The organism is Sphingomonas palmae, from assembly GCF_900109565.1.
Taxonomy (GTDB): domain Bacteria; phylum Pseudomonadota; class Alphaproteobacteria; order Sphingomonadales; family Sphingomonadaceae; genus Sphingomonas; species Sphingomonas palmae.
Map to the genome: position 1 here is coordinate 405,093 of NZ_FNZZ01000003.1, position 14,940 is coordinate 420,032.

12 protein-coding genes are annotated in these 14,940 nt (G+C 69.3%); all 12 read left to right on the forward strand.

The features are described from left to right. Positions 1-20: 20 nt before the first annotated feature. Positions 21-1,448: a UDP-N-acetylmuramoyl-L-alanyl-D-glutamate--2,6-diaminopimelate ligase gene (locus BMW51_RS09885; RefSeq protein WP_093005853.1), complete on the forward strand. Its 1,428-nt coding sequence runs from the start codon at positions 21-23 to the stop codon at positions 1,446-1,448. Beyond that, positions 1,445-2,815 carry a UDP-N-acetylmuramoyl-tripeptide--D-alanyl-D-alanine ligase gene (locus BMW51_RS09890; protein ID WP_093005855.1) on the forward strand — a complete coding sequence of 457 codons (1,371 nt, stop codon included), beginning with the start codon at positions 1,445-1,447 and terminating at the stop codon, positions 2,813-2,815. Before BMW51_RS09885 ends, BMW51_RS09890 begins: the two co-directional genes overlap by 4 nt. Next, positions 2,816-3,886, forward strand: a complete 1,071-nt coding sequence (mraY, locus tag BMW51_RS09895) for a phospho-N-acetylmuramoyl-pentapeptide-transferase (RefSeq protein ID WP_093005857.1) — start codon at positions 2,816-2,818, stop codon at positions 3,884-3,886. Continuing rightward, a complete protein-coding gene (murD, locus tag BMW51_RS09900; RefSeq protein WP_093005859.1) occupies positions 3,883-5,157 on the forward strand; it encodes a UDP-N-acetylmuramoyl-L-alanine--D-glutamate ligase in 1,275 nt (424 codons plus the stop codon). Before mraY ends, murD begins: the two co-directional genes overlap by 4 nt. Before the next feature lie 51 nt (positions 5,158-5,208). Continuing rightward, positions 5,209-6,423, forward strand: a complete 1,215-nt coding sequence (locus tag BMW51_RS09905) for an FtsW/RodA/SpoVE family cell cycle protein (protein ID WP_093005861.1) — start codon at positions 5,209-5,211, stop codon at positions 6,421-6,423. Continuing rightward, complete coding sequence (gene murG, locus BMW51_RS09910; RefSeq protein WP_093005863.1) at positions 6,420-7,565, forward strand: undecaprenyldiphospho-muramoylpentapeptide beta-N-acetylglucosaminyltransferase; 1,146 nt, start codon at positions 6,420-6,422, stop codon at positions 7,563-7,565. Before BMW51_RS09905 ends, murG begins: the two co-directional genes overlap by 4 nt. Continuing rightward, positions 7,562-8,977, forward strand: a complete 1,416-nt coding sequence (gene murC, locus BMW51_RS09915; protein ID WP_093005865.1) for a UDP-N-acetylmuramate--L-alanine ligase — start codon at positions 7,562-7,564, stop codon at positions 8,975-8,977. Before murG ends, murC begins: the two co-directional genes overlap by 4 nt. 68 nt (positions 8,978-9,045) lie before the next feature. Continuing rightward, positions 9,046-10,002 (forward strand): UDP-N-acetylmuramate dehydrogenase, encoded by a 957-nt coding sequence (murB, locus tag BMW51_RS09920; protein ID WP_425440985.1) that lies wholly within the window; start codon positions 9,046-9,048, stop codon positions 10,000-10,002. Further along, positions 9,999-10,967, forward strand: coding sequence for a D-alanine--D-alanine ligase (locus tag BMW51_RS09925; RefSeq protein WP_177171615.1), 969 nt, complete (start codon positions 9,999-10,001; stop codon positions 10,965-10,967). Before murB ends, BMW51_RS09925 begins: the two co-directional genes overlap by 4 nt. After that, positions 10,964-11,893 carry a cell division protein FtsQ/DivIB gene (locus tag BMW51_RS09930; protein ID WP_093005869.1) on the forward strand — a complete coding sequence of 310 codons (930 nt, stop codon included), beginning with the start codon at positions 10,964-10,966 and terminating at the stop codon, positions 11,891-11,893. Before BMW51_RS09925 ends, BMW51_RS09930 begins: the two co-directional genes overlap by 4 nt. Positions 11,894-11,918: 25 nt before the next feature. Further along, the gene (gene ftsA / locus BMW51_RS09935) at positions 11,919-13,178 is read left to right on the forward strand and encodes a cell division protein FtsA (RefSeq protein WP_093006049.1); all 1,260 of its coding nucleotides are present in this window, start codon (positions 11,919-11,921) and stop codon (positions 13,176-13,178) included. Between the two features lie 117 nt (positions 13,179-13,295). Further along, positions 13,296-14,894, forward strand: a complete 1,599-nt coding sequence (gene ftsZ, locus BMW51_RS09940; RefSeq protein ID WP_093005871.1) for a cell division protein FtsZ — start codon at positions 13,296-13,298, stop codon at positions 14,892-14,894. The last annotated feature ends 46 nt before the right edge of the window (positions 14,895-14,940 follow it).

Genomic DNA, 14,940 nt, shown 5'->3' on the forward strand with positions numbered 1-14,940 from the left:
ACGATAAAGGGGTCGGTTGAATGAAATTGTCGGCCGTGATCGACCAGGCCGGCGAGGCGGGTGACGCGACCGTCACCGGCTTCGCGATCGACCATCGCAAGGTCGCGCCGGGCACGATCTTCGGTGCGTTCGAGGGCGCGCGCGTGAACGGCGAGGACTTCATCCCCGCCGCCATCGAGGCGGGCGCCGTGGCGGTGGTCGCGCGACCCGAAGCGCGGGTCGAGGGCGCGCTCCACATCGCCGATCACTCGCCGCGCGAGTGTTTCGCCAAGCTCGCCGCGCGCTTCTTCGCGCCGTTCCCACAAGCAACCGTCGCGGTGACGGGTACGAACGGCAAGACCTCGACCGTCGAGATGACGCGGCAATTGTGGCGGATGGCGGGGCATCACGCCGCCTCGGTCGGCACGCTGGGCGTCACCACCGCCGACGAGCGCGTCGTGACCGGCTTGACCACGCCCGACGTGGTCACCTTCCTGTCAAACGCCGCCGGGCTGGCGCGCGAGGGCGTGACGCACCTGGCATTCGAGGCATCGAGCCACGGATTGAGCCAGTACCGCACCGAAGGATTGCGCGTCGCTGCGGCGGCGTTCACCAACCTGAGTCGCGATCACCTCGACTATCACGGTGACATGGCGGCGTATTTCACCGCCAAGTTGCGACTGTTCTCCGAGGTGCTCAGCCCCGATGGTGTCGCGGTCGTCTGGGCGGACGATCCGCAGTCGGAGCGTGTGATCGATCTCGCGCGAGAGCGCGGCAACCGCGTGATGGCGGTGGGCGAGCACGGCGACGACTTGCGCCTCGTCTCGCGCGCGCCGACGCTGCTGGGGCAGGGGCTGGTGATCGCGACCGCGGACGGCGCCGAGCACCGCGTCAACCTGCCGCTGATCGGCGGATATCAGGCGGCGAACGCACTGGTCGCGGCGGCGCTGGTGATCGCGACGGGTGGCGACCTCGAGGCGACGATCAAGGGGCTCGCCCGCTTGCAGCCGGTGCGCGGACGCCTCGAGCGGGCGGCGATCGCAAAGTCGGGCGCGCCGATCTACGTCGACTACGCGCACACGCCCGACGCGCTCGAAGCCGCGATCGCGGCTTTGCGTCCGCACGTCGCCGGACGGCTGATCCTCGTCTTCGGTGCGGGCGGGGACCGCGACCGGGGCAAGCGCGTGCCGATGGGCAGGGTGGCTGCTATTGAGGCCGACGTGGTGATCGTGACCGACGACAATCCGCGCGGCGAGGATGCCGCGGCGATCCGGCGCGACGTGCTGGAGGGGGCGGTGGGCGCAACCGAGATCGGCGATCGCCGCGCGGCGATCGCGCACGCGGTCGAGATCGCGCGCGCCGACGACATCGTGCTGATTGCCGGCAAGGGTCACGAGCAGGGCCAGATCGTCGGCGACATGGTGCTGCCGTTCGACGACGTGGCGGTCGCGCGCGAGGTCGCGGCATGAGCCTGTGGACCGCCGCCGAGATCGCTGCCGCCACGAAGGGCCGCGCGACCGCCGATTTCGTGGTTGACGGGGTCGCGTTCGACTCGCGTGAGGTCGGCCCCGGCGACCTGTTTATCGCGCTGACTGGGGACACAACCGACGGCCACTGCTTCCTCGATCAGGCGTTCGCGCAAGGGGCGGCGGGTGCGCTCGTGTCGCGTGAGACGCAGCAGCCGTCGGTTGAGGTGGCTGACACGTTCGCCGCGCTGGAGGATCTCGGCCGCGCCGCGCGCGCGCGGGTCTCGGGCAAGGTAATCGGCGTTACCGGCTCGGTCGGCAAGACCTCGACCAAGGAGGCGCTGTTCGCCGCGCTCGATCGTTCGCCGGCCGCAAAGGCGCATCGCTCGGTCAAGAGCTATAACAACCACACCGGCGTGCCGCTGAGCCTCGCACGCATGCCGCGCGACAGCGACTATGCGGTGCTGGAAATGGGCATGAACCACCCCGGCGAACTCGCGCATCTGACGACGCTGGTGCGCCCGCACGTCGCGCTGGTTACCGCGATCGCGCCCGCACATACCGAGTTCTTCCCACACGAGGCCGCGATTGCGGATGCGAAGGGTGAGATCTTCCAGGGACTGGAGCCGGGCGGGGTCGCGATCGTGCCGCACGACAGCCCGCACCGCGACCGCCTGATCGCCGCGGCCAAGCCCTATGCCGCCCGGATCGTCACCTTCGGGCTCGACCGCGCGGCGGACGTGCACGCGTTGGAGATGGCGCGGACGAGCAACGGCGGCACCTTCGTCACCGCGCGCGTCGGCGAGCACGAACTGAGCCTGACCGTGTCGCAGGCGGGCGCGCACTGGGTGTCGAACGCACTGGCAGTGCTCGCCGCGGTCGACGCGGTCGGCGGCGATCTGGCGCTCGCCGGGCTCGCACTGGCGGAACTCGGCGGCCTCGCCGGGCGCGGTGCGCGGCGTGAGATCGCGGTGGGCGAAGGAAGCGCGCTGCTGATCGACGAGAGCTACAACGCCAACCCCGCCTCAGTCGCCGCGACGCTGGCGGTGCTGGGTGATCAGCCGGGCCGGCACGTCGCGGTGCTGGGCGAGATGCGCGAGCTGGGGGCCAAGAGCGCCGACTATCACGCTGGCCTAGCGCCAGCGGTGATCGCCGCGCGCGTCGAGGCGGCCGTGCTGGTCGGCGAAGCGATGCGTCCGCTCGCGCAAGCGCTTGAGGGAACGGTCGATTTCGTTCATGTGCCCGACGCCGCTGCCGCGCTGGAACACGTGTCGCGTGTGATCGCGCCGGGCGATGCGGTACTCGTGAAGGGGTCGAACGGGGTGGGACTGGCGCGCGTTGTCGCGGGCCTGTCGAACGGGGTTAATTGAGTGCTCTACTGGATCGCGCAGCACCTCGGCTTTCCGGGTCTGCTCAACCTCATCCGCTACCAGTCGTTCCGGACCGGCGCGGCGGTCGCGACCGCGCTGTTGATCGGGCTGATCATCGGGCCGAAGTTCATCGGCTGGCTGCGTGTGCGCCAGGGCAAGGGGCAGCCGATCCGCGCCGACGGCCCGCAGACGCACCTCGCCAAGCGCGGGACGCCGACGATGGGCGGGCTGATGATCCTGACCAGCGTGTCGCTCGCGATGCTGTTGTGGATGGACCTGCGCAATCCATTCGTATGGGCGTGCGCGTTCGTCACGCTCGGCTTCGGCGCGATCGGGTTCCTCGACGATTACGATAAGGTGCGGAAGGCGAGCACCGCGGGTGTCCCCGGACGCGTGCGGCTGCTGCTTGAGTTCCTGATCGCCGGGGTCGCCGCGTGGATCATCATGCAGGAGAACGGCTCGGGGCTCTTCCTGCCGTTTACCAACCGCTATTACATCGACCTCGGATACTTCTACCCGATCTTCGCCGCGTTCGTGATCGTGTCGTTCGGCAATGCGGTGAACCTGACCGACGGGCTCGATGGCCTCGCGACGATGCCCGTCATCATCGCCTCCGTCGCGTTCATGGTGATCGTCTATCTAGCGGGCAACGTGAAGTTCGCCGATTACCTGGGCATCCCGCACGTGCCGCGCGCGGGTGAACTCGCGATCTTCTGCGGTGCGGTGGTCGGCGCCGGCCTCGCGTTCCTGTGGTACAATGCGCCCCCCGCCGCCGTCTTCATGGGCGACACCGGCAGCCTGGCGCTCGGCGGCGCGCTGGGCACGATGGCGGTGGTCGCGCACCACGAGATCGTGCTCGGCATTATCGGCGGGCTGTTCGTGGTCGAGGCGCTTTCGGTCATCATCCAGGTGTTCGTCTACAAGCGAACGGGCAAGCGCGTGTTTCGCATGGCGCCGATCCACCACCATTTCGAGCAGCTCGGCTGGAGCGAGCCGACCGTCGTGATCCGCTTCTGGATCATCAGCCTGGTGCTGGCGCTCGCCGGCCTGTCGACGCTGAAACTGCGGTGATCGTCGCGCGCGTCTGGGCGGGCAAGCGGTACGCCGTGCTCGGGCTCGCGCGCTCGGGCGCGGCGACGGTGCGCGCGCTGGTCGCGGCCGGCGCCGAGGTGGTCGCGTGGGACAGCGACGAGAGCAAGCGTAAAGGTCTGGCGGGCGTAGAGATGTCCGATCTCGACACGCTCGACCTCGCAGGGTTCGACGCGTTAGTGGTCTCGCCCGGCGTTCCGCTCAACACGCACCCGCTTGCCGCCAAGGCGCGGGCGGTGGGGGTCCCGATCGTGGGCGACATTGAGTTGTTCGCGCAGGCGCGCGCCGAGCTGCCGCCGCACAAGGTTGTCGGCATCACCGGCACCAATGGCAAGTCGACCACCACCGCGCTCGTCCGCCACATCTGTGAGGTGGCAGGATTGCCCGTGCTAATGGGCGGCAATATCGGGCTGCCGATTCTGGGGCAGGAGCCGCTGCCCGAAGGTGGCGTCTACGTGCTGGAACTGTCGAGCTACCAGATCGACCTAACCGAGACGCTCGACTGCGATGTTGCGGTGCTGCTCAACGTCACGCCCGATCATCTCGACCGCTACGACGGGTTCGAGGCCTATGCGGCGTCGAAGGCGCGGTTGTTCGCGATGCAGTCGGCGGAGCATAATGCGATCGTTGGCACCGGCGATGCCGCGTCGCTGAAGATCACAGGGGAAATCGGAGGCCGGGCGACTCAGCTGGACGCCGCCGACGTGACCGACCAGTCGCGCTGGCCTGCGCTGCAGGGACCGCACAACGCGCAGAACGCCGCCGCCGCGGTCGCAGTCGCACGTGCGCTCGGTATCGCGAATGACGTGATCGAACAGGCGCTCGCCAGCTTCACCGGGCTGCCGCACCGCATGGAGCGGGTCGCGACCTTGAACGGTGTCACCTGGTACGACGACAGCAAGGCGACCAATCCCGAGAGCACCGCGCCTGCGCTCGCGGCCTTCCCGCGCGTCCACTGGATCGTCGGCGGGCGCGCGAAGGGTGACGACCTCGACGCCTGCATGGTCCATCTGAGCCACGTGGCGCGCGCCTATACGATCGGCGAGGCGGGTCCGCGCTTCGCCGCCCTGCTGCGCTCGCACGTGCCCGTCGCCGAGGTCGAGACGCTGGAACGCGCGGTGAAGCTCGCCGCGCAGGAGGCGGAGCGTGGCGAGGTCGTGCTGCTGTCGCCCGCCGCGGCCTCGTTCGACCAGTTCCGCGATTACGAGCATCGTGGCCGCGCCTTCCGCGAAGCGGTCGAGGCGCTCGCATGACGGGGGCGGCATGATGCGCAGATCGGGTTTGTACGGCGTAGGGGCGCGGCCATGAACGACATGCAGGCGATCAGGCGTGGACGGTTGCAGGGGCGCGGCGGGCGCGGCGATCCGTCGCCGCTCGGCACGTGGTTCTGGGACATCGACCGCGTGCTGCTTCTGCTGGCGTTGTTCCTGATCGCGATCGGGTTGATCGCGGTCGCCGCCGGGTCGCCCGCCACTGCGGTGCGCTATTCGGGCGAGCACGTGAAGTTCACGCCGCTGCATTATTTCTGGCGTCAGGTGATCTGGGTCGCGGTCGCGCTGCCGGTGCTGTTCGGCGTCTCGATGCTGCCCGTCACGCTTGCCCGGCGCATGTCGCTGGTCGGCGCAGGGATCTGCGTCGCACTGCTTGCGGTCACGCCGTTCGTCGGCATGACCGTTAACGGCGCGCGGCGGTGGATCGGCTTCGGCTTCGCGCAGTTCCAGCCGTCCGAGTTCCTCAAACCGTTCTTCGTCGTAACGGTGGCCTATCTGCTGTCGCTGAAGGCGCGTGACGAGGAGCTGCCCGCGACGGTCATCACCGCCGGGTTGACCGGGCTGGTCGCGCTGCTGCTGATGATGCAGCCCGATTTCGGGCAGACGATCATCTTCTGCTCGATCTGGCTCGCGCTGATCGTGATCGCGGGAACGCCGACGCGCACGATCATCGGGCTGTTGGCGATGGTGCCGGTGGGACTGGTCGCGGCTTATGTCTTCTACGGCACCGCGCGCGCGCGCATCGATGCGTTCCTGTTCCCCGGCATCGAGGGCGAGGGTGCCGCGGACCATTTCCAAACCAACGCCGCGCATAACACGCTGACCGCGGGCGGATGGTTCGGCACCGGTCCGGGCGGCGGCACCGCCAAGTTCGGTCTGCCCGAGGCGCATACCGACTATATCTTCTCCGTCATCGGCGAGGAATTCGGGCTGATCGCGTGCATGATCGTCGCGCTCGTGTTTCTCGCGATCGTCGTGCGCGTGTTCGTCAAGCTGCTGGACGAGCAGGACAGTTTCAAGCTGCTCGCCGCCTCGGGTCTGGCGGTACAGTTCGGCGCGCAGGCGCTGGTCTCGATGGCGGTCAACACCGGGCTTGCCCCGTCGAAGGGCATGACGTTGCCGTTCATCAGCTACGGCGGGTCGTCGATGGTCGCTTTGTCGATCGGGATGGGCTTGCTCCTGGCGTTCACCCGGCGCAACCCGTTCCTGATGCGTAGTCCTTACATCAACCGCTGGAACGCCGCGTGACGCGCGCGCGCTCGTTCGTCCTCGCCGCCGGCGGTACCGGCGGCCACATGGTTCCGGCCGCCGCGCTCGCGGCCGAACTGATGCGCCGCGGCCACCGCGTCGCGCTGGTCAGCGACGCACGCGGCGTTCGCTTCCCCGGCCTGTTCGACGGCGTCGAGACGCACGTCATCCCGGCGGGGCGCTTCGCCGGCGGACCGCTCGGCTGGGCGAAGGCGGCGCGGCAGATGGTCGAGGGACGCCGCACCGCGCGCGAGCTGTATCGCTCGCTTAAGCCCGCCGCTGTCGTGGGCTTCGGTGGCTACCCCGCGTTCCCGGCGCTATCCGCGGCGTTCGCGGGTCGCATTCCGACCGCGGTGCACGAGCAGAATGCGGTGCTCGGCCGCGTCAATCGCCTCGTCGCGCGCCGCGTCGACGCGATCGCGACGAGCTATTCGGCGACCGAGCGGCTGAAACCCGCCTACGCGAACAAGGTACACCTTGTCGGCAATCCGGTCCGCGAGGCGGTGCTCGCACTGCGCAGCCGTCCCTATCCGCTGCTGGAGGAGGACGGCATCTTTCGCGTGCTGGTTACGGGCGGCAGCCAGGGTGCGAGCGTGCTGAGCCAGGTCGTGCCCGACGGCCTCGCCATGCTGCCGGTCGCATTCCGCCGCCGCTTGCAGGTGACGCATCAGGCGCGGATCGAAGACATCGACGCTGCGCGCGAGAAATACGCCGCGCTCGACATCGCGGCCGACCTCGCGACCTATCTGCCCGACATGCCCGAACAGCTCGCCTGGGCGCATCTCGTCATCGCGCGCGCGGGCGCGTCGACGATCGCTGAGCTGACCGCCGCCGGGCGTCCCGCGATCCTAGTGCCGCTGCCGGGCGCGACCGACGACCACCAGACCGCCAACGCGCGTGCGATCACCGAGGCGGGCGGCGCACGCACGATCCCGCAGCCGCGCTTTACCCCGACCGAGCTTGCCAAGCAGATGCAGAAGCTGGGGCTCGATCCGTCGGCGCTGGAGAATGCGGCAGGCCGCGCGCGTGCCTGCGGAATGCCCGACGCGGTCAGCGACATGGCCGATCTGGTCGAAAGCCTCGATGCGCCGCGCGCGCCGGTCCACGTCGGGCGGGTGCAGCAGAAGGAGGCGTTTGCGTGAAGGGCGTCGCGACCGACATCGGCACGATCCACTTCGTCGGGATCGGCGGCATCGGCATGTCGGGCATCGCCGAGGTGATGCACAACCTCGGCTACTCGGTGCAGGGCAGCGACGTGTCGGAAGGATACGTCGTCGAGGGGCTTCGCGCGCGCGGCATTCAGGTCACAATCGGACACGCGGCCGAGAACGTCGCCGACGCCGCCGTGGTCGTCACCTCCACCGCGGTGAAGCGCGGTAATCCCGAGGTGGAGGCCGCGCTCGACCGCCGGGTCCCCGTCGTGCGCCGCGCCGAGATGCTCGCCGAACTGATGCGGCTGAAATCCACCGTCGCGGTGGCGGGCACGCACGGCAAGACGACGACCACCTCGATGGTCGCGGCGCTGCTCGACGCGGGCGGGGTCGACCCGACCGTCATCAACGGCGGGATCATCAACAGCTACGGCTCGAACGCCCGTCTGGGTGCGTCGGACTGGATGGTGGTCGAGGCGGACGAGAGCGACGGCAGCTTCCTGCGATTGGACGGCACGATCGCGGTCGTCACCAATATCGATCCCGAGCACCTCGACCATTACGGCAGTTTCGAGCGCGCCAAGGACGCCTATGTCGAGTTCGTCGAGAATGTGCCCTTCTACGGCGCGGCACTGCTCTGCCTCGATCATCCGGAGGTGCAGGCGCTGATCCCGCGCGTGCGCGACCGGCGCATCGTCACCTATGGTTTCGCGGCCTCCGCCGACGTGCGCGGCGTCAACGTGTCGCCCTATCCCGGCGGAAATCGGTTCGAGGCACTGATCCGAGCGCGCGATGGCGCGACGCGGTCGATCGAGGGGATCGACCTGCCGATGCCCGGTCGTCACAACGTGCAGAACGCGCTCGCCGCGATCGGCGTCGCGCTAGAGCTCGGCATCGACGACGCGACGATCGGGCGCGGGTTCGAGAAGTTCGGGGGGGTCAAACGGCGCTTCACCAAGGTCGGCGAGGTGCCAACCGGCGAGGGCGTCGCGACGATCATCGACGATTACGGTCACCACCCGGTCGAGATCCGCGCGGTGCTCGCCGCCGCGCGCGAGTCGGCGCAGGGACGCGTGATCGCGGTGATCCAGCCGCACCGCTACTCGCGCCTCGGCAATCTGATGGAGGACTTCCAAGGCGCGTTCAACGACGCCGACGCGGTCTACGTCACGCCGGTCTACGCTGCGGGCGAGACGCCGGTCGATGGCATCGACGCCGACGCGCTGGTCGCCGGCTTGCGCCGCCGCGGGCACCGCGACGTGCAGACAGTCGCCGACGCCGACGCGCTCGCCGAGGCGCTGGCGAGCGAAGTGCGCGGTGGCGATCAGGTGATCTGCCTGGGTGCGGGCGACATCACCAAATGGGCCGCCGGACTCGCCCCTGCGATCGAGGCGCGCCGGTGAGCGTAGCGGACGACATCCTCCCCGGCACGGGGAGGGGGACCAGCGAAGTTGGTGGAGGGGGTTCGCCTCTGGTGGCATCGCCTGCGGCTAGCCCCCTCCACCACCAGCCTGCGGCTGGCGGTCCCCCTCCCCATTCTGGGGAGGATAGTAAGGTACGCGGTCGTTTGACGCCGCGTGCGCCGCTCGCGCCGCTCGTCTGGTTCAAGGCCGGCGGGGCGGCGGAGTGGCTGTTCGAGCCAGCCGACGCCGACGATCTCGCCGCATTCCTGCGCGACCTCGACGCCGCGGTGCCGGTGATGGCGCTGGGGCTCGGCAGCAACCTGATCGTGCGCGACGGCGGCGTGCCCGGTGTGGTGATCAGGCTGGGCAAGCCGTTTGCGCGCGTCGAGGCATTGGACGCGACCGGCTTGCGTTGCGGCGGCGGGGCGAGCGGCATTCTCGTGTCCTCGACCGCGCGTGACGCGGGGATCGCGGGGGTCGAGTTCCTGCGTTCGATTCCTGGTACGGTCGGTGGCTTCGTGCGAATGAACGGCGGCGCTTACGGACGCGAGGTCAAGGACGTGCTGGTCGAGGCCGAGGTGGTGCTGCGCTCGGGCGAGCGGCGCACGCTGTCGCTCGGCGATCTTGGCTACACCTACCGCCACAGCGCGCTGCCGGACGGCGCGGTGGTGATCGCCGCGACCTTCCGCGGCACACCCGGTGAGCCCGCGGCGATACAGGCCGAGATGGACCGCATCGCCGCCGCGCGCGAGGCGTCGCAGCCGCTCAGGTCGAAGACCGGTGGCTCGACCTTCAAGAACCCGGACGGGCACAAAGCGTGGGCATTGGTCGATCAGGCCGGGTTTCGGGGCAGGCGTCGCGGGGACGCGCAGGTCAGCGACAAGCACACCAATTTCCTGCTCAACGTCGGGCAGGCGACCAGCGCCGACATCGAGGCGCTAGGCGAGGAAGTGCGCGCGGCGGTGAAGGCGAACAGCGGCGTGACGCTCGAATGGGAGATACAGCGGGTGGGCGTGCAGGCATGAGCGAGGCGTTGCACATCGCGGTGCTGATGGGCGGTTGGTCGGCCGAGCGGGAGGTGTCGCTCTCGTCAGGCGCGGGCGTCGCGGAGGCACTCGAGTCGCTCGGACATCGCGTGACGCGCATCGACATGGCGCGTGACGTGGCGGCGCGTTTGGCCGAAGCCAATGCTGACCTCGTCTTCAACGCGCTCCACGGCACCCCCGGCGAGGACGGCAGCGTGCAGGGACTGATGGACCTGATGGGCCTCACCTACACGCATAGCGGGATGGCGACCTCGGTCATCGCGATCGACAAGGTGCTGACCAAGCAGGCGCTGGTCCCGCACGGTATCCCGATGCCCGGCGGGCGGATCGTGAAGTCGGCGGAGGTGTTCGAGGCCGACCCGCTCGCACGGCCCTATGTGCTCAAACCCGTCAACGAAGGCTCGTCGGTGGGCGTCGCGATCGTGACGGATCAGGGCAATTTCGGGAACCCGATCGCGCGCGACGCGAAAGGTCCGTGGGCCGAGTTCGACGAACTGCTCGCCGAGCCATATGTGCGCGGACGCGAGCTGACGACCGCGGTGCTGGGCGGGGACGACGGTCCGCGTGCGCTGGGCGTTACCGAACTCAGGCCCAAGTCGGGTTGGTACGACTACGATGCCAAATACACCGACGGGATGACCGAGCACCTGTTCCCGGCGCCGATCCCCGATGAGATCACGACCGCGTGCATGGCGCTGGCGGTCGACGCGCATCGCCTGCTCGGCTGCCGCGGCGCGAGCCGGTCAGACTTCCGCTGGGACGACGAGCGCGGCGTCGACGGACTGTTCCTGCTGGAGGTCAACACACAGCCGGGCATGACGCCGCTCAGCCTCGTGCCCGAACAGGCGCGACACACGGGCATGAGCTACCCCGAACTCGTCCAGGCGATCGTCGACGAGGCGCTGCGCGATGCGCGCGAGCGTTCGGGCAAGCGCGCGCCATGAGCCGTACGATCCGCCGCGAGCCCGCCGGAGGTCCGCGTCGCACCGTCAACCGCCGCAAGCCCGCGCCGAAGAAGACGTTCGCGCAGCGCTTGGTGGCGAAGCTGCCGATCAACGAGGCGTTCGTGCGCCGTGCGGTCACCTGGACTCTGCTGGGCGCGGGCGGCGCGGCGGCGATCGCGGTCGCGTCGTGGATCGGTATTCCGTCGGCAATCGGCATCGGGATCGCGGAGACCGCGGCGCAGGCGGGATTGCGCGTCGAGCAGGTCGACATCACCGGCCTGAAGCGCATGGACCGCGAGACGGTCTATGCGGTCGCGCTTGAGCAGCCATCGCGCGCCATGCTGCGGCTCGATCTCGAGGCGGTACGGCAGCGGCTGCTCGCCTATGGCTGGATCGAGGACGCGTACGTATCGCGGCGGCTGCCCGACCGGCTGCTGATCCACGTGACCGAGCGTGAGCCGGCCGCGGTGTGGCAGGATAACGGCCAATTGACGCTGATCGATGCCACCGGGCGGCTGCTCGCCCCGGTCGACCGCGCCAACATGCCCAATTTGCCGCTCGTCATCGGCCCCGGCGCGGATCGGCAGGAGCCGGCGTACCAGGCGCTGCTGGCGGCGGCACCGGCGCTTCGGCGACGCGTCAAGGCAGCGGCCTGGGTCGGTAATCGCCGCTGGGATCTGACGTTCGACAGCGGCGAGACGCTGGCGCTGCCGCAGGAGGGGGCGCAGGCGGCGCTGGTCAGGTTCGCGGACATGGAACGCGCCAGTCCGCTGCTCGGCAAGGGGTGGTTGCGGTTCGACATGCGCGATCCGGCAAAGCTGGTTGCGCGCAAGCCGGGGCAGGATGCGCGCGCGGCGCAGGCGGTCGACGCGCCGGAAGCGTCCGAGGCGCGCGCGGCGCATCCGCTCGCCGCCGGCGACGTGTGAGGCGGGAAAACAGGGGGCAGGGCAGATGGCGAAACCGGCACCGGAAGGACTGATCACCGCGCTCGACATCGGGTCGTCGAAGGTGTCGGCGATGATCGCGCAGAAGGGCGACGGCGGCGAACTGGTCGTGCTCGGCACCGGCCAACGCGAGAGCCGCGGCGTCAAGCGCGGTTATATCGCCGACATGGGCGCGACCGAGGTCGCGGTGCGCGAGGCGGTCGAGCAGGCCGAGCGCGTCGCGGGCGTCGCGATCGAGAATGTGTGGGCGGGCTTCTCCGCTGGCGGCCTCGTCAGCGACGAGGCGTTCATCGAGGCGGAGCTGGGCGGCACGCGGATCGAGCAGGCCGACATCGACGCGTTGTTGCAGGAAGGGCGCCAGGCGATCGATCCGCAGGGGCGCATGGTGCTGCACGCGCAACCGGCGCTCTACACGCTCGACGGGCTGAACGGCGTCAAGAAGCCGCTCGGGCTCCACGCCGACCGGCTGGGCGTCCACATCCACGTCATCGCCGCCGACGGCTCGCCGGTGCGCAACCTCGACCTGTGCGTCCGTTCGGCGCACCTGGAGGTCAAGTCGATCATCGCCGCACCGGTTGCGACCGGGCTTGCCTGCCTGACGCAGGAGGAGCGCGACCTGGGCGTCGCGCTGGTCGAGATCGGCGCGGGCATCACCAACGTGTCGCTGTTCGCGGGCGAGATGCTGGTGGGCTTGAAGTCGATCGCGATCGGCGGCGCCGACATCACCGACGACATCGCCTCCGCGTTCGGCACGACGCGGCTGCAGGCCGAGCGGATCAAGTGCTTCCACGGTTCCGCCAATGCGTCGCCGCGCGACAATCACGAGATGGTGACGATTCGTGAGCGCAGCGAGGCGGAGGACAATGATTCGCTCCAGATCACCAAGGCGGCGCTAATCGCGGTGATCCGCCAACGGCTGGAAGTGCTGATGAACGAGGTGCAGGCCGCGTTGAAGGAATTGCGGTTCGAAGGGCCGGTCGGGCGGCAGGTCGTCATCACCGGCGGCGGTGCGGAGTTGAAGGGCATCGCCGACTATGCGCAGCAACTGCTCGGCCGCTCGGTGCGCGTCGGGCGTCCGCGCGGGTTGACCAACCTGCCCGAGGCGCACTCGGGACCGGGCTTCGCGACGCTCGCGGGCCTCGCCTATTTCGCCGCGGCCGATCCGATCGACCTGCGCGGCGTCGCGCCCAGGCAGCAGACGGTGCACCGCAGCAAGGGCTGGCGCGGCTTGCGTCGCTTGATCCAGGCGGCAAGAGCGAATTATTAGTACCATTTCCCGATTTGGGTGGGTTTTCGCTGGTACGTTGGCCGCCCATGTGAAAAATACCTCAACGCCCCGTTCACAATCGTAACAGCGGGGGCTTGTGACCGGAGTAAACAGGCGATGAGCATCGAATTCATTGCGCCCGACGTCGACGATCTGACGCCGCGCATCACCGTTGTCGGCGTGGGCGGCGCGGGCGGCAACGCGATCGCGAACATGATGCGCGCGGACGTGCAGGGCGTGAACTTCCTCGTCGCCAACACCGACGCGCAGGCGCTGCGCTCGTCGGAGGCGGAGCAGAAGATCCAGCTCGGCACCAAGATCACTGGCGGTCTTGGTGCAGGCGCGCGGCCCGAAATCGGCCGTGCGGCGGCGGAGGAGTCGATCGACGATCTGTCGCGGCTGCTCGAGGGTAGCCACATGTGCTTCATCGCCGCCGGCATGGGCGGCGGCACCGGTACGGGTGCCGCCCCCGTCATCGCCAAGGCGGCGCGCGACATGGGCATCCTGACCGTCGGCGTCGTCACCAAGCCGTTCAGCTTCGAGGGCAATCGCCGCGGCAAGTCGGCCGACGCGGGCATCGAGGAGCTGCAGAAGTTCGTCGACACGCTGATCGTCATTCCCAACCAGAACCTGTTCCTGGTCGCCAATGCCAACACGACGTTCAAGCAGGCGTTCGAGATGGCGGACGAGGTGCTGCAGCAAGGCGTGCGCGGCATCACCGATCTGATGGTCATGCCCGGCCTCATTAACCTCGACTTCGCCGACGTCCGCTCGGTGATGCAGGAGATGGGCAAGGCGATGATGGGCACGGGCGAGGCCGACGGCGACGACCGCGCGATCATCGCCGCGCAGAAGGCGATCGCCAACCCGCTGCTCGACGGCGTGTCGATGCAGGGTGCGAAGGGCGTCATCGTTTCGATCACCGGCGGCGAGGACATGCGCCTGCTCGAGGTCGACGAGGCGGCCAATCACATCCGCGAGCTGGTCGATCCCGACGCCAACATCATCTGGGGCTCGGCGTTCAATCCCGATTTGGAGGGCAAGATCCGCGTCTCGGTCGTCGCGACCGGCATCGAGAGCGCGGGTGCGCCCGACAAGCCCGGCAGCACCGCCGCCGCGCCGACGCAGAGCGAGCCTGCGCGCCCGTTCAGCTTCTCGGCGCCGCGTCGCGCCGAGCCGGCGGCTGCCGCTACTCCCGCGCCCGCGCCCGCGCCGGCTGCTCCGCAGCAGAGCTACGCGGCGACACCGGCGCCGAGCCATAGCGCGCCGCAGCAAGCGTATCAGGCAGCACCTGCACCGGCACCCGCCCCGGCTGCACCGCGTAGTTACGAGCAGCAGCAGCCTGCCGCCGCTCCGACGCCGGAGCGCGACGCGCTCGCGCAGGGTGTCATGCCGCAGAGCCAGGTCGACACCGCATCGAACGCGAGCGACGACGAATTGCTGCTCGGTTCTGAGGCGATCCTGCCCGAGCAGGGCAACGCGCCGCAGCCAGCCGCATCGCAGGATGGCGGCGATCAGGGCGCGCCGCGTCGTCGCTTCCTGGCACCCGATGGTGCCGAAGAAGCGCCGCCGCAGCCGCGCGTGAAGCTGGGTGGCACGCTGTTCGAACGGATGCAGAACGCGACGCGCGGGGCGCCGCGCACGGGTGGCGACGCGCCGAGCGACACGCCGGGCACCGACCTGCCGCGCTTCCTGCACCGTCAGAACAACCAGTAATACCTTCCGGCTGCCGCGTGCCTTGCGCCGCGGCAACCGGTTCGAT

Bases quoted from the DNA above. Each gene is read 5' to 3' on its own strand.
- ftsZ (WP_093005871.1), top strand. From the start codon at position 13,296: ATGAGCATCGAATTCATTGCGCCCGACGTCGACGATCTGACGCCGCGC.
- BMW51_RS09930 (WP_093005869.1), top strand. From the start codon at position 10,964: ATGAGCCGTACGATCCGCCGCGAGCCCGCCGGAGGTCCGCGTCGCACC.
- ftsA (WP_093006049.1), top strand. From the start codon at position 11,919: ATGGCGAAACCGGCACCGGAAGGACTGATCACCGCGCTCGACATCGGG.
- BMW51_RS09905 (WP_093005861.1), top strand. From the start codon at position 5,209: ATGAACGACATGCAGGCGATCAGGCGTGGACGGTTGCAGGGGCGCGGC.
- BMW51_RS09885 (WP_093005853.1), top strand. From the start codon at position 21: ATGAAATTGTCGGCCGTGATCGACCAGGCCGGCGAGGCGGGTGACGCG.
- BMW51_RS09925 (WP_177171615.1), top strand. From the start codon at position 9,999: ATGAGCGAGGCGTTGCACATCGCGGTGCTGATGGGCGGTTGGTCGGCC.
- BMW51_RS09890 (WP_093005855.1), top strand. From the start codon at position 1,445: ATGAGCCTGTGGACCGCCGCCGAGATCGCTGCCGCCACGAAGGGCCGC.